The organism is Pluralibacter gergoviae ATCC 33028 = NBRC 105706 (genome assembly GCF_001598855.1).
GTDB classification, from domain to species: Bacteria; Pseudomonadota; Gammaproteobacteria; order Enterobacterales; family Enterobacteriaceae; genus Pluralibacter; species Pluralibacter gergoviae.
In genome coordinates, this window is sequence record NZ_BCZS01000013.1 from 1 (window position 1) to 22,487 (window position 22,487).

Sequence of the window (22,487 nt, forward strand, 5' to 3'; positions counted from 1 at the left end):
TCCCCTCACACGGTGGGATCTTTACTTTTTACGGTCAGCCCTTCCGCTGCGGCTCAACAACCAGCCGTCCTTTCTCAGCGGTGACCACCACCGCCTGCCCGGTGCTGAATCCCAGCGCTTCCAGCCACCGGCCCTTGAGAGTGAGCTGCGGCAGCGGGTTCGGCTGGCCCAGGTTGGGCCGGTAGCCAACCCTGTAATAATGCGCCTGCGGCTCGCAGATGGCGGTTGTGGTGACGTGCTGTTGTGACCCGGAACTGCTGCATTCAGCCATAATAAACTACCTCGCTTAATCTCCGCTGCTGAGAGGCGGTAGCATGTATACGTGACCGGGCGGCGATGGAGCTGCTGTGGTGGCTTGCGCGGTATCTGCACCATGCGCGGCCGGACGTGCTGGTAACTCCCGACTGTAAGGCGCTGTTCCTGTCGATGGACGGCGTGGCGGGCCTGATGGTGGGCGGCATCCACGATGGCCGTGTTGCCGTACCTGAGATCCGCAGGCATCGGCAAAGGAAGCTGTCACCTGTTCCGGCACGCGATGGCGACGCAGATGCTGGAGAACGGGGCCGACCTACGGTGGATACAGGCGATGCCTGGCCACCGGAGCGTGGAGAGCACGCAGATATACACGTAGGTGAGCGTCCGGGCGCTTCAGGCGGTGCATACGTCAACGCCTCCGGCAGCGCAGCGGGCAGAAAACGAGCCGGATGTTGCTGATGAAAACTGACGCAGTATACTAACAGTTATTAACTGATAGTAATCACAGGTGAGGTCATCATGCCAACCAGCGTAGCCCTGAGTCCCTACTTCGAAGCGTTCATCCGTGAGCAAATAGAAAGTGGTCGTTACAACAATACCAGTGAGGTCATCCGCGCAGGGCTTCGCGCTCTGGAGGAGCGGGAGCAGCAGATGAAACTTGAATCACTTCAGCAGGCGGTCAGTGCAGGCATCAGTAGTGGAGAAAGTAAAAGCGCTGAAGAGGTGTTCGGGCGACTGGCGCACAAGTACCGGTCAATGGCGGAAGGTAAGCAGACAAAATGAAACTGGGTGTATCGCCACTGGCAGAGTAGGTTCTGGAGGCCATCGGTGACTACATCGCACAGGATAACCCAGTGCGGGCAGTCAGCTTCATGGAAGAGTTATACCGGCAGTGCCTGCTGATAGCGGAATCACCGGTGCTCTACAGAGAGCGCCCGGAGCTGGGGCAAAGCGTCAGAAGCTGTGCCTACGGCAGATACCTTATCGTGTTCCGGGTGCTTGATACTGAAGTGCGAATAGAGCGCCTGCTGCATGGCTCAAGGGATGTTCTGAGCCTGTTTACTGAGCTGGGAGCCGATGTGTCGACGGACGTGCCGCAAAGTTAGTCGGGCTGTCTGTCAGGCTGAAAAGGTCGGTGTCCGGCAGAGCGTCCTGCCGGGAGAACAGCACCGCCGCCCCTGGCGGCACCGGCCGCGTCATCGCCTTCAGCAAACGGCCTTAAGAGAAGTCGGCCTGACGGCCTCCGCTGAAGGGCTTTATGCTCGCCAGGCTTTGGCGGCTCTCAGACGGCGGTTGTGGTGAGCTGTAGCGAGATGCCCGTAATACCTAAGCCCCGCGCGAAATCCCCTCTTTAACGCCGTTACCTATTGCCGCCCCTGTGCGGTACAACCGTATCTTCCTCGTCACCCGGCAATTCCTCCAGTGAAACTGAAAGGCGCTTCGCCACAGCGGGCAGTATCCGGATCGGGATGCAACGCGTGCCTCTGCCGGTTCCATCAGGTGAAAACCCGTTCTGCGTGCGCCGTCAAAAGCTGCTCTACTGCTCCGGCAGCCCGCACCATCCCTGGAGCGGGCTTCCCTCGTGTATGCAGAGAACCGCGGGTCACCTGAGTGCCCCGCAGGCTTAAGCCGCTACCAGCCGCCCCCCAGCACTTTGTAGAGCGTCACGTTCTGATTCAGCTCGCCGGCCCTGGCGTCCAGCAGATCTTTCTCTGACTGGTAGTTCGAGCGCTGGGCCACCAGCACGTTGAGGTAGCCGTCGATACCGCCCTGATAGCGGTACTGAGAGAGCTTGTAGTAGCGCTCGTTGGCCGCGTTTGACCGCGACCGCGCCGCCACTACCTGGTGCCAGGTGTTTTTACCCGCCAGCGCGTCTGCAACTTCGCGGAACGCCTGCTGAATGCTTCTTTCATACTGGGCTATCTCTTCCCGCTTCTGCAGGTGGGCCAAATCGAGGTTGGCCATGTTGCGTCCGCCGGTAAAGATAGGAATGTTGATCGACGGTATAAACGACCAGGTCGCGGTACCGCCTTCAAACAGGTTGCCGAGGCTGCCGGACATCGTACCGGCATCAGCCGTCAGCGAGATCGACGGGAAGAACGCCGCTCTGGCCGCGCCGATATTGGCATTCGCTGCTTTCAGATTGTGCTCGGCCGCGATAATGTCCGGGCGGCGGGTGAGCAGATCCGACGGCAGCCCGGCGCGCAGATCCGGGAACTGGTAATCCTTCTTCAGCGTCGCTTCGGCAATCACGTCGGGCGGAACGGCGGTGCCGGTCAGGAAGGTGAGGGCGTTGATGTCCTCCTCCAGCTGGCGCGAGAAGCGCTGCACGTCGGCCTCCGCATCCGCCACGCTCAGCTCCGCCTGGGCGCGAGCCTGATCGTTATCGGTGCCGGTTTCAACCCGGTACTGCACCAGCTTCAGGGAGGCCCGCTGGCTCTCGGCGGTCTGCTGGGCCAGCTTGAGCTTGTCCTTATCTGTCGCTAGGCTGAGGTAAGCGGCGGCAATTTCGGAGATAAGCGTAATGCGCGTCGCCTGCTCCATCGCCGCGGTGGCCAGATAGGTCTGCAGGGCCCGCTCATTCAGGCTGCGGATGCGGCCAAAGAAGTCAATCTCCCAGGACGTAATGCCGACGCCTGCCTCATATTGATGGTAGGTAACGGCCCCGCTGTCCCGCGTATTGTACAGTCCGCCGGGCAGCCGCTGGCTGGTCTCGCTGGCGCCCGCCTCAATGGTGGGCATCAGCGCCGACCGGCTGATGCGGAACTGCGCCTGCGCTTCCTGCACGCGCAGGGCGGCAATGCGCAGATCGCGGTTGTTGTTCAAAGCCAGGCCAATCACCTTCTGCATGCCCGGCTGGCGGTAGAACTGCCGCCAGTCGTAGGCGGCGACATTGCTGGCGCCGCCGCCGTTCTGCCAGCTCTGCGACACCGGCATGGCGGGGCGATGATAATCCGGATCCAGAGAGCAGCTGGCAACCGACAGGGCGAGTGCCGTCGCCGAAAGCGTCGCAACAAATTTTTTATTATTCATGGCCAACCTCTCCTTCACGGTTAACCGCTTTTACCGGCAGATGCTTCTCATCACCAGGATCGGACGGCTTGTTTTTGCCGCGGCTGAAAATCCTCATCACGAACACGTAGAACAGCGGTACGAAGAAGATAGCCAGGAAGGTTGCCGTGAGCATCCCGCCGACCACCGCCGTACCTATCGAGTGCTGGCTGCCCGCGCCCGCGCCGTTGGAGATGGTGAGCGGGAATACGCCGAGAATAAAGGCGATAGAGGTCATGATGATCGGGCGCAAACGCAGTTTTGCCGCATCAATCGCTGCCGACACAATATCCTTGCCCTCCTTCTCGTGGATGTCCTTGGCAAACTCGACGATGAGGATGGCGTTTTTTGCCGCGAGCCCCACCGTGGTGAGCAGACCAACCTGGAAGAAGACGTCGTTCTGCATGTTGCGTATCAGCACGCCGAGTATCGTCCCCAGTACCCCGAGCGGAACGACCAGAAGTACCGAAAACGGCACCGACCAGCTCTCATACAGCGCCGCCAGGCAGAGGAAGACGATGATCACCGAGATGGTATACAGTGAGGTGGTCTGCGAGCCTGATAGCTGCTCTTCATAAGACAGGCCGTGCCACATGATGCGGTAGCCGGGCTCCAGTTTATTGAAGATCTCCATCACCGCTTTGGTGGCCTCGCCGCTGCTGTAGCCGGACGCGGGCGAGCCCATGATGTTGACCGCAGCAATACCGTTAAAGCGTTCGGCGCGCGGCGTCCCGTAAATCCACTCCCCGCTGCCGAAGGCGGAGAAGGGCACCATGGTTCCGGTATTGTTGCGCACGTACCATCTGTTGAGATCTTCCGGCGTAACGCGTGATGCGGCATTACCCTGGATATAGACGCGTTTTACGCGGTCGTTATACATGAACTGGTTAATGTAGCTGGAGCCCCACGCGGCGGAGAGCGTGTCGTTGATATCCGAAATGCTGACCCCGAGCGAGCGGGCGCGTTCGTCATCAATGTCCAGCTTGAACTGGGGCTCATCTTCCATACCGTTATGGCGAACCATGGTCAGGCGCGGATCTTTGTGCGCCATGGCGAGAAATTTATTCATGGTTTTAACCAGCTCATCGTGCCCCTTGCCGCTTAAGTCCTGCAGGAAGAAGTCGAAGCCGGTTGAGTTACCCAGCTCCATGACCGCCGGCGGCACCAGGGCAAGGGCGATACCGTCCTTCATGCCGGCAAAGTGCTTCATCGCGCGCTCGGCGATGGCGTTGAGCTTCATGGAAGGATCCTGACGCTCTTCCCAGTCCTTGAGCATCACGAAGGCCATCCCGGTATTCGGGCCGCGGCCTGCAAAGCTGAACCCGTTTGCCACATACACCGACTCAACGGTCTCTTTTTCCGACGTCAGCATGTATTGCCGCATCTCATCCAGCACTTTCTGAGTACGCGCCGGCGCGGCGTTCGACGGCAGGGTGACCTGCAGCAGCATAACCCGCTGATCTTCATCCGGCAGAAAGGTGGTCGGTACGCGGGTAAACAGGAAGCAGGTAACCACCACGATGCCAAGATAGACCAGCATAAAGAAGGTGCGTTTAGAGAGAATACCGGTCACGCTAGAGGTGTAGCGCAGCGTTCCCTTCTCGAAGTTGCGGTTAAACCAGCCGGCAAAGCCGGTGGTTTTGGCATCGTGTTTCGCCGGTTTTAAGATGGTGACGCACAGCGCGGGAGTAAAGATCAGCGCCATCAGGACCGACAGGGCCATCGCCGTCACGATGGTAATCGAGAACTGGCGGTAAATTATCCCGGTGGAGCCGCTGAAGAAGGCCATCGGCAGCAGCACGGCTGATAGCACCATTGCAATACCGAACAACGCGCCCTGTACCTGCTCCATCGACTTGATGGTAGCCTCTTTGGGCGCCAGCCCCTCCTCGTGCATCACGCGTTCGACGTTTTCCACCACCACGATGGCGTCGTCCACCAGTAGCCCGATGGCGAGCACCATCCCGAACATCGTTAGCGTATTTATCGAATAGCCGCAGATATAGAGGACGCAGAAAGTCCCCAGCAGCACGACCGGCACCACCATGGTGGTGATAATGGTCGCGCGCAGGTTTTGCAGAAAGATGAGCATAACGAAGAAGACGAGGATAATCGCTTCAACCAGCGTTTTAACCACCTCATGTATCGAGGCGCTGACCACCGGCGAGGTGTCGTACGGGTAGATAATGTGTACCCCGGACGGCAGGGAAGACTTAATCCCATCGAGCGTCTTGCGAATACCGTTGGCCGTATCCAGCACGTTAGCGCCGCTCGACAGGCGCAGGGCGATACCGGCGGAAGGTTTGCCGTTATAGGTAGAGGTGATGCTGTAATCTTCCGGACCCAGTTCGACGTTAGCCACGTCCTTAAGCCTGACCTGGGAGCCGTCGAGATTCACTTTCAGCAGGATATTTTCAAACTGCTGGGTTTTTTCAAATCGGGTTTTACCAATAATCGTCGAGCTGAATTTACCGTTAGGGATCGTCGGCAAACCGCCGAGACGCCCGGATGACACCTGCACGTTCTGCGCTTTGATGGCGGCAGATACATCGCTCGGCACCAGAGAGTATTTATACAGTTTGGCCGGATCGAGCCAGACGCGCATCGCGTATTCCGAACCCATCACCAGAAACGTACCTACGCCCGGCGTACGGGCAATCGGGTCCTGCATCCTGGATACCAGAATATCCCCGAGATCGCCGTTGCTGAGCGCGGGGTTATCGGAGTACAGGCCCACCACCATCATAAAGTTGAGCTGGTATTTGGTGACGCTGATCCCCTGCTGGACAACTTCATTTGGCAGCTGCGACTCGGCCAGCGACACTTTGTTCTGCACCTGAACCTGGGCAATATCCGGATCGGTGCCCTGATCGAAGGTAACGATAATGGACGCGCTGCCGTCGCCGTTACTGTTGGATTCGAGATAGCGCAGGTGGTCGATACCGTTCAGTTTCTGCTCAATGACCTGCACGGAAGTTTTTTGCAGCGTATCCGCACTCGCGCCAGGATAGGTAATACTGACTTCAATCGCCGGCGGCGCAATGCTGGGATACTGGTTAACAGACATGCTTGAAATGGCCAGCACGCCCCCCAGCATAACAACAATGGCGATAACCCACGCAAATATGGGGCGCTCAATAAAATATTTAGACATCCTGGCGTTCCTTATTGTGCAGAGGGATCGGCAATCGTCAGCGAGCTATTAGCGTCTTTCGTATTCTGAATATCCTGTTCCTGCCACTGTACCTTCGCGCCATCTCTGACCTGCTGCAGCCCGGCCGTCACAACCTTTTCGCCCTCTTTCAGCCCCTGAGTCACCAGCCACTGGCCGTTAATCATTTCACCGGTCGCAATGGCGCGCTGGTGAACCACCGAATCGTTATCGACGACGTAAACGTAAGGATGGCCTTTGTTATCGCGTCCAATGGACTGCTGGGGAACCAGGATGCCGTTCTCCTGCACGCCCTGGACTAACTGCGCGTGAACGAACATACCCGGCAGCAGGATGCGATCTTTATTCGGGAAGGTGGCGCGTAAAATTACTGAGCCGGTGGTTTCATCAATTCTGACTTCGGCGAATTCGAGGCGGCCTTCATTGGGGTAGGGCGTACCGTCTTCCAGCACCAGGCGTACCGCAGCCTCGTGATCGCTGACCTTACGCAGTTTGCCGGACTCAATCATTTTGCGCAGCGACAGCAGATTGCGGGAGGACTCGCTGATGTCGACATATATCGGGTCCAGTTGGGTGATGGTGGTCAGATAATTTGCCTGACCGTTGGTCACCAGCGCGCCTTCTGTCACCAGGGAACGGTCAATCCGGCCGCTGATTGGCGCCCGGACTTTGGTGTATTCGAGATTAATGTTGGCGGTATCGAGGGCGGCTTTTGTTTCCTGGGCGTTGGTTAAGGCGTCGTCGTAATCCTGCTTACTGATGGCCTCAACGCCGCTGAGGGTACGGTAGCGTTTCTCTAATATCGTGGCGTTACGCCAGGCGGCCTGGGCTTTGTTGACGGCGGCCTGATAAGTCGCCGGGTCTATCTGGTAAAGCGGTTGCCCGGCTTTAACCTCTGCGCCTTCCTTGAACTGGCGCTTGAGGATAATACCGTCAACCTGCGGGCGAACTTCAGCGGTCCGGACCGATGCTGTTCTTCCCGGGAGCTGCGTGGATAGCGTGACATTTTGGGAGCGTAATGTGGTGACATCAACGTGCACAGGCGCGTCATTTTTGGCCACTGTTTTATTTGAATTATCACAGCCGGCAACGAGCAAAACCGCTATGATTAATAAGAGTTTTTTTTTACGCATACAATTTTCCATCAAATGAGATAGGACTAATATCATTCATAGAATTGACTGATGCAGAGTTCTGGCATAATAACGCCCACGCCTGCCTGCCGCCGTTAATATAATTATTGAGGAATATATTCCTGGATTTCCAATGATATAGATACGGGTAATTACTCCCTGTTTATGAAAAGCGTAGTCGTTTTCCGTGACAGATCAAGAAACTATTTTCTCTGCCAGCAGCAATTTATTCATTTGTTTCTTAATCGTTAAAGAGAATAAATATCAATATAAATCAATGGGAAACTCTACGATGGGATATCCGTCATCCCATATCCGAGAGATGATTAGTATTATAATTCAATATATTGGTGGGGCGAGTGTGACATTCGGGTTAATTATCCACAATAAACAACGCTTCCTGCTTAGACGATTTTTGTTAATTCGTCCATCGCCTGGCGCTAAAAATTCATCGGCTACCTGAGCGTCTATCCGGATTGGAGATAACGGTGATTCCGGGCTGTGCCGCGGGAATGTGTTGCAGGAACAAATATTAAGCCCGCTAATATATCCGGACCATTATCTATTCGCTCCTGCCGCTACTTCATGGGACAGCAGCAAGAAATCTCTGTGCTATACTTGGCCGCCCGCTGCTGCCGCTCATTTAAATGGCTAATCGTTATCAGCAGTGCTGACCGGCGGGTGAGGTTACCTGACGGATGCATAGCAGCCATCAATTAATTGTTTTTGCGTATTTTGTGATATCACTTAGCCCGCTAATATAAAAAACTATCGACTGTTAATATAATGCATGGCGCTGTACGTAGGGTATGTTTAAGGTATTTGCAAAGATATATCTTAAATATATATTGAAGGGGTTAGATATCTTGTTAAATACCGTTTCGCTTACCCTGTTGGTGTGGTTAAGTTATTAATTAACCGTTGCATTTATAAGTGTAAAATTTATGTTAAGCCATTCCTTTTTGTTTTTATCTTAATGATTTTACTGGTTTAATATATTTATCCTCGCATTTCTTTTTGATTTCAAGCAAAAACATCATCCTTACCTATACTTACCCCTGATGGCGAATGTCACCTATCTATTGTTCTGAAATTTTAATATGCCTTTTATCCGTATAAAAGATTTAGCGGGAGTGACTTTGTATGGCATCTGCAAAAAAAATAGGGCTTATTGCCTGCACCGGTGTTGTTGCCGGTAATATGATGGGGAGCGGGATTGCTTTATTACCGGCGAACCTGGCAAAAATAGGATCTATCGCGTTATGGGGATGGGTCATTGCGTTGATTGGTGCGGTGTCGTTGGCTTATGTTTACGCCCGTCTGGCGACAAAAAACCCGCAGGAAGGGGGGCCGATTGCCTACGCCGGTGAAGTCGGCCCGGCCTTTGGTTTTCAGACCGGGGTGCTGTACTACCACGCTAACTGGATTGGTAATCTGGCCATCGGGATCACCGCCGTCTCTTACCTCTCTACGTTCTTTCCCATTCTCAATCAGCCCGTGCCGGCAGGCATTGCCTGTATTGTGATCGTCTGGATTTTTACCGCCGTCAATCTGCTGGGCGGGACGTGGGTGAGCCGCCTGACGACAATTGGTCTGGTACTGGTGCTTATTCCGGTGGTCGGCACCGCCATATTTGGCTGGTTCTGGTTTGATGCTTCTACTTATGTGGCTAACTGGAACGTTTCACATGATCCAGACTCCCGGGCGATCATTAATAGCGTACTGCTCTGCCTGTGGGCATTTATCGGCGTCGAATCAGCGGCGGTGAGTACCGGGATGGTGGAGAATCCGCAGCGCACCGTACCGCTGGCGACAATGTGCGGAACGCTGCTTGCCGGCACCGTTTATATTCTCGCGACTCAGGTCATCTCGGGCATGTTTCCGGCGAGCCAGATGGCGGCCACCGGCGCGCCGTTTGCGGTCAGCGCCTCTACCATGGTGGGGGGATGGGCGGCCTCCGTCGTCTCGGCCTTTACCGCTTTTGCCTGCCTGACTTCGCTGGGGTCGTGGATGATGCTGGTTGGCCAGGCCGGGGCGCGCACCGCGCACGACGGAAACTTCCCGGCGATATATGGTGAGATGGATAAAAACGGCATACCTAAAAAAGGACTGGTGCTGGCCTCGCTCAAAATGACCGCCCTGATGATCCTGCTGACGCTGATGAGTTCAAGCGGCGGCAAGGCTTCTGACTTGTTCGGGATGCTGACCGGTATCGCGGTACTGCTGACTATGCTGCCGTACTTCTACTCCTGCATCGATCTTATCCGCTACGAAGGCGCCAATGTGAAAAACCTGCTCAGCCTGATTGCCTCCATTTTCGGCTGCTGCTTCGTCTTTACCGCTCTGCTGGGCGCGCAGTCCTTCGAGCTGGCGGGCACCTGTATCATTAGCCTGATTATCCTGATGTTCTACACCCGCAAACTGGGCGCCGCCCAGGCCGCCGCGAAGAAAAGCGCCGTCCCTGGCGATCCGGCGCCGCGCAACATTAAAGAGACGCATCCCTGATTGGTATCGCGAACGTCATCCTGAACGGCAACGCCCCGGTGCGAGCGTTGTGAACCCTGTATCAAGAGGTCTGGAGAATTTACATGAATATTATTGCCGTAATGAGTGACAAAGGGGCTTACTTTAAGGATGAAGCGCTGAGCGAACTGCATCAGCAGCTGGAGCATGAAGGGTTTCGCCTTGCTTATCCAACGGATCGTCACGATCTGCTGAAGCTCATTGAGAACAATGCTCGCCTGTGCGGCGTTATTTTTGACTGGGACACCTATAACATGGAGCTGTGCTCGCAGATTAGCGACCTTAACGATCGCCTGCCGGTATATGCCTTTGCCAATAACAATTCGACGCTTGATGTCACCATGAACGATCTGCGGCTCAACGTGCGCTTCTTTGAGTACAGACTGGGCAGCGCCGAAGATATTGCGGTGAAGATCCGCCAGAGTACCGATGACTACATTGATTCGATACTGCCGCCGCTCAATAAGGCGCTCTATAAATATGTGCAGGAGGAAAAATACACCTTCTGTACGCCGGGGCACATGGGCGGTACGGCGTTTAATCTCAGCCCGGTAGGCAGCCTGTTTTACGACTTTTTCGGCGAAAATACCATGCGATCCGACATCTCGATCTCGGTGGGGGAGCTGGGATCCCTTCTGGATCACACCGGTCCGCACCGCGAGGCGGAAGAGTATATCGCGCATACCTTTAACGCCGAGCGCAGCTATATTGTCACTAACGGTACGTCAACCGCCAACAAGATCGTCGGTATGTACGCCTCGCCCGCCGGCGCGACGATCCTCATCGATCGCAATTGCCATAAGTCGCTGACGCACCTGATGATGATGAGCAACGTCGTACCTATCTATTTCCGCCCGACCCGTAACGCCTACGGTATTCTCGGCGGGATCCCGAAAAAGGAATTTACCCGCGAAAGTATCGAAGCGCTGGTGAAAAAGACGCCAAACGCCACCTGGCCGGTGCATGCGGTCATCACTAACTCCACCTACGACGGCCTGTTCTATAACACCAACTACATCAAAAAGACTCTCGACGTGAAGTCTATACACTTTGATTCTGCATGGGTGCCCTATACCAACTTCAGCCCGATTTATGACGGCCACGCGGGGATGAGCGGCGATCGCGTTGAGGGCAAGGTTATTTATGAAACCCAGTCCACCCACAAGCTGCTGGCGGCCTTCTCACAGGCCTCCATGATCCATGTGAAGGGGGCCATCAATGAAGAGACGTTCAATGAAGCCTTCATGATGCACACCTCTACCTCGCCTTATTACGGCATCGTGGCTTCGACCGAAATGGCCGCGGCGATGATGCGCGGCAAGACCGGCAAGCGCCTGATCAACGGCTCCATTGAGCGGGCTATTAATTTTCGTAAGGAGATCCGCCGCCTGCGCTCCGAGTCAGAAGGCTGGTTCTTCGACGTCTGGCAACCGGACAACATCGACGATGTCGCCTGCTGGCCGCTCAATCCGCGCAACGCGTGGCACGGTTTTAACAATATCGACGACGATCATATGTTCCTCGATCCTATCAAAGTGACCATCCTCACGCCGGGGATGAGCCCCGACGGTACGCTGGAAGAGAAGGGGATACCGGCGTCGATCGTCTCAAAATACCTTGATGAAAATGGGATCATCGTCGAGAAAACCGGCCCCTATAACATGCTGTTCCTGTTCAGTATCGGTATCGATAAGACCAAGGCGATGAGTCTTCTGCGCGCGCTGACCGACTTCAAGCGCATCTTTGATCGCAACGTCTTCGTTAAGCACGTGCTGCCGTCGCTGTACGAGAGCGCGCCGGAGTTTTATAAAGAGATGCGTATTCAGGAGCTGGCGCAGGGGATCCACGATCTGACCCGACAGCACAATCTGCCGGATCTGATGTACCGCGCCTTTGAGGTACTGCCGGAGATGGTTATTACTCCGCACGATGCTTTCCAGGAAGAGGTGCGCGGCAATATCGAGATGGTTGATCTCAATGATATGGTCGGCAAAGTCAGCGCCAATATGATCCTGCCGTATCCGCCGGGGGTGCCGGTTATCCTGCCCGGTGAGCGCATCACTAAAGAGAGTATGCCGGTGCTCAACTTCCTGCAGATGCTGTGCGATATCGGCGAGCACTATCCGGGCTTTGAGACCGATATTCACGGTGTTATCCGCGATGAAGAGACCAAACGCTACCGCGTGGTTGTCCTCAAGCCGGGAACCGATCAGCCGGGCGATAAGCCGAGCGACACGGTGAAAAAAGATCCTGAGGTGAAGAAAGAGCCGATGAAGGTGAAGACCAAGGCGGCCGGGAAATAGCGGTTTCGCGGGCGTCATAAAAAAGGCCGGGAGCAATCCCGGCCTTTTTGCATCAGGAAATAGCCTGCCGTTAGCGGGCGCTCCACCCCTGATCCGCCACAATCACTTCGCCATTGATCGCGTTTGACGCCTCGGAGGCCAAAAAGAGCGCCACCTCGGCAATCTGCTCCGGCTGCGCCGTCGGCAGGTTGGCGTTGGCCATCACCGCCTTCATGCCCAACGGGTCAGGATCGTTCACTTTGCCGCGAATGCTGGTGTCGATCCCGCCGGGCGCAATAGCATTGGCGCGAATTTTACCGTAGGCGCCGTGGGTGGCGGCGATATTGCGCGTTAGCCCGATCAGGCCATGCTTCGACGAAATATAGGCCGCGCCGCCCCAGGTGCCGCTGATGCCGCCAATGGAGGAGATATTGATGATATTGCCCGCAATATCATACTTATTGAAGAGCTTAATGGCCTCGCGCGAGGCGACGAATGGCCCCTTGAGGTTGGTATCTATCACCGCATCCCAAAGCTCGTCAGAGGTATTATCGACGGTTTTGAAGTTATCAATAATTCCGGCGTTATTAACCAGAATATCGATCCGGCCAAAGGTGTTCTCCAGCGCGGCGAACAGGGCGACTATCTGCGCGCTGTCCTGCATATCAACGGTAAATATTTCGCTGCGGTTGCCATAGCCCGCAAGCTTTGCCTGAGTTTCCTCCAGGTGTTCGCGGCCCCTGCCCACCAGAATGACCGTTGCACCGGCTCTGGCAAAAAGAATTGCCGTTTCACGACCAACGCCCGAACCAGCACCGGTTATCACGCTAATTTTTCCTGTTAATGACCCCATAAAATCCCCCAGATAAGCGATCCGTTTATCGTCAGGTTATCTTATCAGGGCTGCGGTAAACCCCGATAGTGAGAATAATAATTGTTAATGCTTTATAGATATATCGAAATCCTATCGACGTTCCCTCACTTTTCAAATAAGAATGAAATATAAAAAAAGAAATAAATAAAAAGGTAATAATGTTAATAGGAAAATAATCAAAATATGCATTGCATTACTGGTAAGTAAATGGCATCGGGGCTATTTGCCGCGCGCGGTAGCAGGAAGGAGATGGCTCCCCACGCACTCGCGCTCTGCGACATAAGGGCTTCATTGGTTTGCTCAGGATAAGAAATGCAGGGATGGCCGATTGAAAACATCGTAGCCGTTTATAGATACCGCAGTATTTTTTACTGAACACAGCTGCAACCAGTCTGAAGCGACTGGGCCAGAGCGTTCAGGAAGTACCTGCTGAAGGTTAAGCGTATTCACGGTAAGCGCTTTATCAGCAGGGAAATAATGCGGACGACGATATTTAATGATATCGATTGTGATTGCAATCGGTGGTCTGATTACAGCGCCGGCAGCGGCCTCATCCCGGAGCAATTTGAAAACCTGAATCTCGCTTAGGGTTGTGTCCACATTACGTGGGAAGGATCAATATAGACAAAACCATCAAGGATAAAATAGCAGAAATGAAAGCGATCAATTAACGGAGTAATAAGTATAACTCGCTGAAATCTTTTTTGCTCTAAACCGCGGCGGCGGGGCAGTGGACGAATCTTCGCTGGTCCCGGCACCGCGGTACCAAAATCGATCGCGTCAGGGCAGCCGTTCGCTGACCCGGGGCCAGTCGGCGATGACGTCAGGCACATAGCGGAGGTCGTTCTCTGGGGCCACGCCGTTCAGTTTGCATATATCGATCCGGCTGTACAGCAGTGCTTCCCGCTACCACCGCAGTCAGAGTTGTCCAGCAAACACCGCAGCTTGTGCCGCCTCTGTTACCGGCAGTTGATACTCAGCGGGTGGTTATCATTCGTAGTATTGACCGGGCGCAAAAAGAGCCAACCGCAACACTGAAATAATTAAAAATAACTTGAGTATTACTCGAAGGTGTATGGGATTTGCAATGGATTATCGCTATGAAATCACAGGGTAATAACCTCGGGTTGATGATACTGACACCGAAAATCTCCAAAATAGAGTTGATTTAGAAAGCGAGGAAAATCGTTATGTATTTATTTATATGACGATTGCTGGCTGGCAGGGACTTTTACGTCTTTCATTTAGGAAAAGGGTTAAATAATAACATGAGTAAACTTTTACTGGAACGCTCTGGTAGACGAAAAATTATATTTATCGCCTTGCTGGTTGGGATCATTATTGGCGCGGCATTGCTGGCCAGTACCGCGACTATTATGCATAAAACCAGCGATACCGAATTTTGTGTGTCGTGTCATAGCATGCGGCAGCCTCTGGCGGAATATCAGGGTAGCGTGCATTTTCAGAACGAGAAAGGTATTCGTGCCGAGTGCGCCGATTGCCACGTACCTCATCAGCCGATCGATTATATGTTGACCAAAATTGGCGCTCTGAAAGATGTCTGGGGGGAAATGACCGGCAAAATCGACACTCCGGAAAAATATGAGGCGCATAAACTCGCGATGGCTCAGAGCGTCTGGGATGGCTTGAAGAAGAGCGATTCGGCAACTTGCCGCTCCTGCCACGACTATAAAGCGATGGATATTCTGGCACAAACGCCTGAAGCCCGTAAGCAGCACCCGGTAGCGATTAAAGAGGGCGAAACCTGTATCGATTGCCATAAAGGCGTGGCGCATATTCTGCCGAACATGAGTGGCCTGGCGGCGGCAGGGGCGAATGAGCTCGCTAATGCGGCGGCGAAAACGCCGGCGACCGCGACCACTCTCTACACCATTCAGACCCAGCCGTTCTGGCTGAGCGAGAAAGCGGGCGACCATAACGACGGTAACCTGATGGCCTCCACTGAAGTGAAAGTGGTGAAGCGTGAAGGTGACATGGTGCTGGCGGACGTGCACGGCTGGCAGCAGGATGGCGTCACTGAAGCCTTCTACGCCGCGCGAGGCAAACGCATCATGAGTGCGCTGCTGGGCGAAGAAGCCCGCAAAGCATTAAAAGTGTCTGGTTCCGTCACCGATGAAGAGACCAAACAGGTCTGGCATGAGGTTGATCTGCAGGTCTGGTTGCCAGCGAAAAATCTGATTGGCGATCAACAAAAAATCTGGAGTTATGCTTCTGAATTAATGGCTAACAACTGTACCGGCTGTCATGGCCAGACCGAGTTGAATCGCTTTAATGCCAACCAGTGGATTGGGGTGGTTAAAGGTATGGCCGGGCGCACTTCACTGACCCAGGAGCAGGTTCGTCTCCTGACTCAGTACGTGCAAAAACACGCGAGCGACATGCCGGCAGCGGCCAACCAGGGAAAGCAATAAGGAGCCATGATGAAAAAGAATAACGTTGATGTGATGGCGGATCGGCGCCAGGAACCCGGGATGAATCTGACGCGTCGCCGTTTTCTGGCTGGCGCCAGCGCCCTAATGACGGTGCCGCTGTTGGCGGGAATATGGCCGCGCTCGGCGCTGGCTGAGGCCATCAGTCAGGCTATGCCGCAGTTTATCGCATTGCGTCAGGCGCAGAGCGGTATTCTGACCGGCGCCCACTGGGGCGCGTTTGAGGCCATCGTGCGCGACGGCAAAATGGTGGACGTTCGCCCGATAAAAGACGATCCCTATCCCAACGAACTGATTACTATGGCGCCGTATCAGGTCCACGCCGAAAACCGGATTAAATATCCGATGGTGCGTAAAAGCTGGTTAGAAGGCGGGGCGAAAAATTGTAAGCCAGAGCTGCGCGGCCGCGATGAGTGGGTCCGCGTCAGCTGGGATAAAGCGCTGCACCTGGTGGCGGGCGAAATCAGCCGTCTGCAAAAAGAGCATGGCCCGTCGTCTATTTATGCCGGTTCTTATGGCTGGAAAAGTGTCGGGATGTTCCACAATCCGAGAACGCTGCTGCAGCGTATGATGAACCTGGCAGGCGGTTTTGTCGGCTATTCCGGCGACTACTCAACCGGCGCGGCGCAGGTGATTATGCCGCACGTGGTTGGTTCCGTTGAAGTGTATGAACAGCAAACTGCGTGGCCAAACGTTATTGATAACAGCGAGCTGGTAGTGATGATCGGTTGTAATCCAATGATCACACTAAAAAACAGCTGGAACCTGCCGGACCATGTCGGCCAAACGGGCTTTGAAGCGCTGAAGAAAAAAGGCACCAGGATTATCTGTATCGACCCGGTGCGCAGCGACAGCGCGCGTCAGTTGGGTGCCGAATGGATTGCCCCGCGCAGCTATACCGACTGCGCGTTCATGGCGGGGATTGCGCATACGCTGCTGGCTGAAAATCTGCATAATCCTGATTTCCTGAAAACCTATACCGTAGGGTTTGATAAATTTGCCGCCTACCTCAACGGTAAAGATGATGGTGTCGTAAAAGATGCCGACTGGGCTGCGGATATCAGCGGCGTTGATGCTGGAACAATCAAGCAACTGGCGCGAGATATGGCGAAGCATCGCACCATGATTATGGGCGGCTGGGGCATTCAGCGTCAGCATCATGGCGAACAGGCCCACTGGATGATGGTGACGCTGGCGGCGATGCTGGGCCAGATTGGCCTGCCCGGCGGCGGTTTCGGCTTTAGCTATCACTACTCTTCCGGCGGTAGCCCAACCGCGCGCGGGGGTATTCTGGCTGGGATCTCTGCCGGTAGCCCAACCTCACCGGCAGCAAAGGAGATCACTCCGTTCCCGGTGGCGCGCATTGCCGATGCGCTGGCGAACCCTGGCAAGACCATCGACTATAACGGTACGAAAGTCACCTATCCGGATATTAAAATGGTCTACGTGGCGGGCGGAAACACCTTCCACCAGCATCAGGATACCAATAATCTGGTGAAAGCCTGGCAGCATCCGGAAACCGTAGTCGTGAACGAGCCGTACTGGACGGCGACGGCGAAACACGCCGATATCGTACTGCCGGTGACCACCACCTACGAGCGTAACGACATGGATATGGGTGGCGACTATTCGCAGCTGTATGTCTTCCCGCTGCGTCAGTGCGTGCCGGCGCAGAACGAAGCGAAAAATGACTTTGATGTCTTTGCGGAGATTTCCGAGATACTTGGCGTACGCGACGCCTTTACCGAAGGTAAAGATGAGATGCTGTGGTTGAAGGGCATGTATGATGAGATGAAAGCCCAGGCACGTAACGCCCGCGTGGCGCTGCCGCCGTTTGATATGTTCTGGGCTTCTAACAACTACATTCGTTTCCCGATCCCGGAGGAGAACAAACAGTGGGTGCGTTTCGCAGATTTCCGCGAGAATCCGCTGCTTAATCCGCTGGGTACGCCGTCCGGTAAAATTGAGATCTATTCCGACGCCATTGCCAAAATGGGCTACGAGGACTGCAAAGCGATCCCCACCTGGATGCCACCTCACGAGTGGTATCGCGGCCCGGAGGCTGCGAAGTATCCGCTGTCGCTCAATACTGGTCACCCTATCAACCGTCTACACTCTCAGCTCGACAATACGCCGCTGCGTAAGAAATATGCCGTAGCCGACCGCGAAGCTATCTGGATCCATCCGAAGGACGCCACGGCACGCGGTATCAGCGAGGGCGATCTGGTTCGCGCCTACAACGATCGTGGGCAGATTCTGGTGGGGGCGGTAGTCACCGACTACGTTCGCGAAGGCGTAGTGCGCATCAGCGAAGGGGCCTGGTTTGACCCGGCCGATCCGTCGCAGCCGGGGTCGCTGTGTAAGAACGGTAACGTTAACTGTCTGACCTTTGACGTGGGATCTTCCAGTCTCGCGCAGGGGAACTGCGGCCAGATGTCGCAGTTGCAGATCGAGAAATACACCGGCCCGGTAATGAAAAACACCGCGCATGATGTACCTGCAGGGGCGTAATTTCGATGCCGGGGAAGCCCGGCATCTTAAGATAGTTTTTATTAATCTCGCCGGACAGCAGACTCACCATGAAAGCGCTGGAAATGGCATGGGAAACTCGGGGTAAGCCCGTCAGGGGGTTACCTAACCCCTTGTCCGTTCCGCCAAAAGCAAAAACCCAGCCATAAGGCTGGGTTCTCTGAATAGTGGTGCCCGGACTCGGAATCGAACCAAGGACACGGGGATTTTCAATCCCCTGCTCTACCGACTGAGCTATCCGGGCAACGGGGCGCATTAAACCTTAATCCCGGCACCTCGTCAACGAAATTTATCGTTTCCGCGCGGAAGTGCGCAAACTCTGGTCATTTCAGGCAATAAATGTGCTCCGGGCGGCGGAAAGCGGTATGGCCAGCGGCGGGATGAGCATGGCGCCGGCGAGCTGGATAATCAGCAGCGGGATGCTGGACGCTACCACGGTAGTGCCGGGGGAGGTGAGGCCAAAGATGGCGGTCATTGACGTGCGGATACGTTCCGTTAAGCGCTGGCTCAGCAGGGCATCAATTGCACCGCCCGGCACCACCGCGCATTGGCTCTCGCGCGATAAATATTTACGGTTCGTTGTTATTGCCTTAATTGTGCATAAAAGGTGAATATTTTCTCATTGTTTCCAGTACCGATTTCGCCTTGCGCCCGCTGGCGAAAGCTGCCATTATTGCGCGAATTTTCACCTTTCACGCAGGAGACGCAGGCATGTTTTCACTATCGCAGCACAACGCTGCCGCCCGCTATCCGTCTCCGCTCGCCCCCTCTCTCACCATGCGGTGAGGGCATCTCAGGCCCCCTGCAGGGCAGCAGTAAAATCAGAAGGCGTCTGCTTTTACTGATGTCCCGCGGTCGGTGCTGGCTACCAGTCGGACCCCGGACAGTGACGGGCAGGTCAGTACCTGCCCGGGCCATTTACACCCTGAATCTGGTTATTTGCGCTTATGAAATCGATGCACATTGCCGCCAGCGCCGAGCTGGTCAGCCGTCTCTCCACCCACCGCAAGGTGATCCGGCTTGATGAGACGGACTTCACCGATGCGGCGGCCGTCGTCATTACCGCAGCCGACAGCCGCAGCGGTATCCTGACGCTGCTTAAGCGCACCGGCTTCCATCTGCCGGTGTTTCTGTTCTCGGAACAGCCCACGGATGCGCCGGACGGCGTGGATATGGTGATTAACGGCAGCGTCCAGCAGTGGCTCGAACTTGAGGCCGCCGCGCTGCGCTATGAAGAGGCGCTGCTGCCGCCGTTTTTCAATACTCTGACCCAGTACGTGGAGATGGAGAACAGCACCTTCGCCTGTCCGGGCCACCAGCACGGCGCCTTCTTTAAGAAGCATCCCGCCGGGCGGCAGTTCTTCGAGTTCTTCGGCGAGAACATTTTCCGCGCCGATATGTGCAACGCCGACGTTAAGCTCGGCGATCTGCTGATCCACGAAGGGGCGGCTAAGCACGCCCAGAAGCACGCCGCCCGCGTGTTTAACGCCGATAAAACCTGGTTCGTGCTCAACGGCACCTCGGCGGCGAATAAAGTTGTCACCAACGCCCTGCTGACCCGCGGCGATCTGGTGCTGTTTGACCGCAACAACCACAAATCCAACCACCACGGCGCGCTGCTGCAGGCCGGGGCGACGCCGGTCTATCTGGAGGCGGCCCGCAACCCGTTCGGCTTTATCGGCGGCATCGACGAGCGTTGCTTTGATGAGCCGTACCTGCGTGAACTGATTGCCGAAGTGGCGCCGCAGCGGGCCGGTGAAGCACGGCCGTTCCGCCTGGCGGTCATTCAGCTCGGCACCTACGACGGCACCGTCTATAACGCCCGCCAGGTAGTGGATAAGATTGGCCACCTCTGCGACTACATCCTGTTTGACTCGGCCTGGGTCGGCTACGAACAGTTTATTCCGATGATGGCCGACTGTTCGCCGCTGCTGCTCGATCTCAATGAAAACGATCCGGGGATCTTCGTCACCCAGTCGGTGCATAAGCAGCAGGCGGGCTTCTCGCAGACGTCGCAGATCCACAAGAAAGACGATCATATTCGCGGCCAGGCGCGGTTCTGCCCCTATAAGCGCCTCAACAATGCCTATATGCTGCACGCCTCTACCAGCCCGTTTTATCCGCTGTTTGCCGCCCTCGACGTCAACGCCAGAATCCACGAAGGCGAGAGCGGACGCCGCCTGTGGGCGGAGTGCGTTACCCTCGGCATCGAGGCCCGCAAGGCGATCCTCGACCGCTGCCGGATGATCAAACCCTTTATTCCGCCGCAGGTGGCGGGGCGTCCCTGGCAGGATCACCCCACGGAGCAGATCGCCCGCGAGCGCCGCTTCTTCAGCTTTGGCGCCGGCGAGCGCTGGCACGGCTTTGAGGGCTACGCGGCGGATCAGTACTTCGTCGATCCCTGCAAGCTGCTGCTCACCACGCCGGGAATCGATGCGGCCACCGGCGAATACGCCGAGTTCGGCATCCCGGCGACGATCCTCGCCCACTACCTGCGCGAGAACGGCATCGTACCGGAGAAGTGCGATCTTAACTCGATCCTCTTCCTGCTGACGCCCGCCGAAAGCGCGGAGAAAATGGCGCACCTGGTGGCGATGCTGGCCCGCTTCGAACAGCATATCGAAGAGGACACGCCGCTGGCGGAAGTGCTGCCGTCGGTCTATGGCAAGTATCCGCTGCGCTACCGCGACTACAGCATTCGCCAGCTCTGCCAGCAGATGCACGATCTCTACGCCGGTTTTAACGTCAAGGATCTGCAGAAGGCGATGTTCCGCAAGGCCAGCTTCCCGCCGGTAGTGATGAACCCGCAGGACGCCCACGTCGAGTTTATCCGCGGCAACGTCGAGCTGGTGCGTCTGCGCGATGCCGACGGGCGCATCGCGGCGGAGGGCGCGCTGCCCTATCCGCCGGGCGTGCTGTGCGTGGTGCCGGGTGAAGCGTGGGGCGGGGCGGTGCTGCGCTACTTCCTCGCGCTGGAAGAGGGCGTTAACCTGCTGCCCGGCTTCTCGCCGGAGCTGCAGGGGGTGTATATCGAAACCGACGCCGAGGGGATCCAGCGGCTGTGGGGGAACGTGCTGAAGGTACAGGCGTAAACCGGACGCCTCTCTCCGGGGAGAGAGGCGTCTGCGCTATTTGCGCCGGTAGCTCTTCTGCGCGTTATTAACCTTATACAGATAGCGGCGCGACTCGGCGGAAGGATGGCGGGTGGTCAGCACCTGGTAGACGTCGCCGGGCGCCATGGTGTTGATGATATTCGCCGCCTGCACCTTATCGCTGGAGAACACCCGCAGCACGCTGCCCGCGCCGCCGTTGTAGGCGGTGATCACCGCATAGCGGCGGGAGGTCGGGTTATCAATGCCGCTCAGGTAGACGTTGTTGAGCATCGCCAGATAGGCGGTGCCGGTGTCGATATTGCTGGCGGGATCGAACAGATAGCTGCGGCTCGGCGTGCCCGATTTGCCCTGGGATTTGAACACGTCTTTCCCGGCGGTATGCTGCACCACCTGCATCAGTCCCAGCGCGTCGGAATTACTGACCGCGTAGGGGTTGAAGGAGGATTCGGTCTGCATAATCGCCAGGATCAGCGACTCGTCCACGCCGTACTTGTGCGCCGCCTGGCGCACCATGCCGATATACTTGTGGGCGCGCTTGTCGAGGTGGTTCGGCACCAGATTAATCGTCACGCTGTAGATAACGTGCAGCCCGCTCTGCCGGCGCATCAGCCGGTGCTGGAGCAGCCAGTCGGCGTAGTTCGCGGCGCGGCCCTGCCAGCGGATCGGGTGGCCGGTGTTATCCACTACCTGGCCGTAGAGGAACGGCTCTTTCGAGATCTGGATATCGTCGGCGTCGGAGTAGAGATCGACCGACCCCGGATCGTCGCCCATCAGCAGGGTCTTGATGATAGTCTGGCGCAGGCGACCGGCCGGATCGGTGCCGGCGATGGTCTCAAAAGTGATGGTCCCGGCGTCAAAGTTGATGTGGCTGCGGGTATAGTACTGATCGGAATACTTAACGTAATCCTTCGGCCCCGCGACCAGCACTTCCTTATACCCCCAGATGTTCTCAATATTATGGGCAAACTGCCCCATCAGAATGTCAAAACCGTTGGTGTCCTTATCCCAGGCTTCATTCCAGGCAGCGCCCTGATTTTTATGTCCTGAACACGAAACAAGCAACGGCGCAAGTAAAGCCAGCGCGTATAATTTTTTCATCATTCCG

General features: G+C 55.9%; 13 protein-coding genes, 1 tRNA gene and 4 pseudogenes. 9 read left to right on the top strand and 9 right to left on the bottom strand.

What is annotated here, in order from left to right:
• Positions 1-34 precede the first annotated feature (34 nt).
• Positions 35-271 carry a SymE family type I addiction module toxin gene (locus ENGE1_RS14005; RefSeq protein ID WP_048273251.1) on the bottom strand — a complete coding sequence of 79 codons (237 nt, stop codon included), beginning with the start codon at positions 269-271 and terminating at the stop codon, positions 35-37.
• A gap of 74 nt (positions 272-345) precedes the next feature.
• On the opposite strand from ENGE1_RS14005, the pseudogene ENGE1_RS26995 reads away from it, so the two are divergent.
• The 3 genes and pseudogenes from ENGE1_RS26995 to ENGE1_RS14015 all read left to right on the top strand — a co-directional run.
• Positions 346-724: pseudogene (locus ENGE1_RS26995) on the top strand (tyrosine-type recombinase/integrase); the annotation flags it as partial.
• Positions 725-774: 50 nt separating this feature from the next.
• Positions 775-1,038 (top strand): type II toxin-antitoxin system ParD family antitoxin, encoded by a 264-nt coding sequence (locus ENGE1_RS14010; protein WP_043082006.1) that lies wholly within the window; start codon positions 775-777, stop codon positions 1,036-1,038.
• Between the two features lie 32 nt (positions 1,039-1,070).
• On the top strand, positions 1,071-1,361 hold the full coding sequence (locus ENGE1_RS14015; RefSeq protein WP_230682743.1) for a type II toxin-antitoxin system RelE/ParE family toxin: 291 nt from the start codon (positions 1,071-1,073) through the stop codon (positions 1,359-1,361).
• A gap of 526 nt (positions 1,362-1,887) precedes the next feature.
• Here the strand turns inward: ENGE1_RS14015 and ENGE1_RS14020 are convergent.
• From ENGE1_RS14020 to ENGE1_RS14030, 3 genes are read right to left on the bottom strand one after another with little or no spacing between them, the layout of a single operon-like run.
• Positions 1,888-3,288, bottom strand: a complete 1,401-nt coding sequence (locus ENGE1_RS14020; RefSeq protein WP_064360637.1) for an efflux transporter outer membrane subunit — start codon at positions 3,286-3,288, stop codon at positions 1,888-1,890.
• A complete protein-coding gene (locus tag ENGE1_RS14025; protein ID WP_043082008.1) occupies positions 3,281-6,460 on the bottom strand; it encodes an efflux RND transporter permease subunit in 3,180 nt (1,059 codons plus the stop codon). Before ENGE1_RS14025 ends, ENGE1_RS14020 begins: the two co-directional genes overlap by 8 nt.
• 11 nt (positions 6,461-6,471) lie before the next feature.
• Positions 6,472-7,623 (bottom strand): efflux RND transporter periplasmic adaptor subunit, encoded by a 1,152-nt coding sequence (locus ENGE1_RS14030; RefSeq protein WP_376744710.1) that lies wholly within the window; start codon positions 7,621-7,623, stop codon positions 6,472-6,474.
• 1,131 nt (positions 7,624-8,754) lie between these two features.
• Here ENGE1_RS14030 and cadB point away from each other — a divergent pair.
• A complete protein-coding gene (cadB, locus tag ENGE1_RS14035) occupies positions 8,755-10,116 on the top strand; it encodes a cadaverine/lysine antiporter (protein ID WP_043082010.1) in 1,362 nt (453 codons plus the stop codon).
• An 83-nt stretch (positions 10,117-10,199) separates the two neighbouring features.
• Positions 10,200-12,437: a lysine decarboxylase gene (gene cadA / locus ENGE1_RS14040; RefSeq protein ID WP_043082011.1), complete on the top strand. Its 2,238-nt coding sequence runs from the start codon at positions 10,200-10,202 to the stop codon at positions 12,435-12,437.
• Between the two features lie 70 nt (positions 12,438-12,507).
• Here cadA and ENGE1_RS14045 read toward each other — a convergent pair whose 3' ends face one another.
• Positions 12,508-13,269 carry an SDR family NAD(P)-dependent oxidoreductase gene (locus tag ENGE1_RS14045; RefSeq protein ID WP_043082012.1) on the bottom strand — a complete coding sequence of 254 codons (762 nt, stop codon included), beginning with the start codon at positions 13,267-13,269 and terminating at the stop codon, positions 12,508-12,510.
• 450 nt (positions 13,270-13,719) lie between these two features.
• Here ENGE1_RS14045 and ENGE1_RS29225 point away from each other — a divergent pair.
• Positions 13,720-13,878: pseudogene (locus tag ENGE1_RS29225) on the top strand (IS3 family transposase); the annotation flags it as partial.
• A 192-nt stretch (positions 13,879-14,070) separates the two neighbouring features.
• Here the strand turns inward: ENGE1_RS29225 and ENGE1_RS29230 are convergent.
• Positions 14,071-14,196 (bottom strand): annotated as a pseudogene (locus tag ENGE1_RS29230) (hypothetical protein); the annotation flags it as partial.
• 362 nt (positions 14,197-14,558) lie between these two features.
• Between ENGE1_RS29230 and ENGE1_RS14050 the strand changes: the two are divergent.
• Together ENGE1_RS14050 and torA are read left to right on the top strand one after the other, a co-directional pair.
• The gene (locus tag ENGE1_RS14050; RefSeq protein WP_048273249.1) at positions 14,559-15,722 is read left to right on the top strand and encodes a NapC/NirT family cytochrome c; all 1,164 of its coding nucleotides are present in this window, start codon (positions 14,559-14,561) and stop codon (positions 15,720-15,722) included.
• A 9-nt stretch (positions 15,723-15,731) separates the two neighbouring features.
• Positions 15,732-18,251 carry a trimethylamine-N-oxide reductase TorA gene (gene torA / locus ENGE1_RS14055; RefSeq protein WP_155409077.1) on the top strand — a complete coding sequence of 840 codons (2,520 nt, stop codon included), beginning with the start codon at positions 15,732-15,734 and terminating at the stop codon, positions 18,249-18,251.
• Positions 18,252-18,437: 186 nt separating this feature from the next.
• On the opposite strand, the gene ENGE1_RS14060 is transcribed toward torA, so the two are convergent.
• Both ENGE1_RS14060 and ENGE1_RS29490 read right to left on the bottom strand, forming a co-directional pair.
• Positions 18,438-18,513 (bottom strand) — tRNA-Phe (locus tag ENGE1_RS14060).
• A gap of 204 nt (positions 18,514-18,717) precedes the next feature.
• Positions 18,718-18,855: pseudogene (locus tag ENGE1_RS29490) on the bottom strand (hypothetical protein); the annotation flags it as partial.
• A gap of 361 nt (positions 18,856-19,216) precedes the next feature.
• Here ENGE1_RS29490 and ENGE1_RS14070 point away from each other — a divergent pair.
• Positions 19,217-21,361 carry an ornithine decarboxylase gene (locus ENGE1_RS14070; RefSeq protein ID WP_048254052.1) on the top strand — a complete coding sequence of 715 codons (2,145 nt, stop codon included), beginning with the start codon at positions 19,217-19,219 and terminating at the stop codon, positions 21,359-21,361.
• A 36-nt stretch (positions 21,362-21,397) separates the two neighbouring features.
• On the opposite strand, the gene mltC is transcribed toward ENGE1_RS14070, so the two are convergent.
• The gene (mltC, locus tag ENGE1_RS14075; RefSeq protein ID WP_043086426.1) at positions 21,398-22,480 is read right to left on the bottom strand and encodes a membrane-bound lytic murein transglycosylase MltC; all 1,083 of its coding nucleotides are present in this window, start codon (positions 22,478-22,480) and stop codon (positions 21,398-21,400) included.
• Positions 22,481-22,487 lie beyond the last annotated feature (7 nt).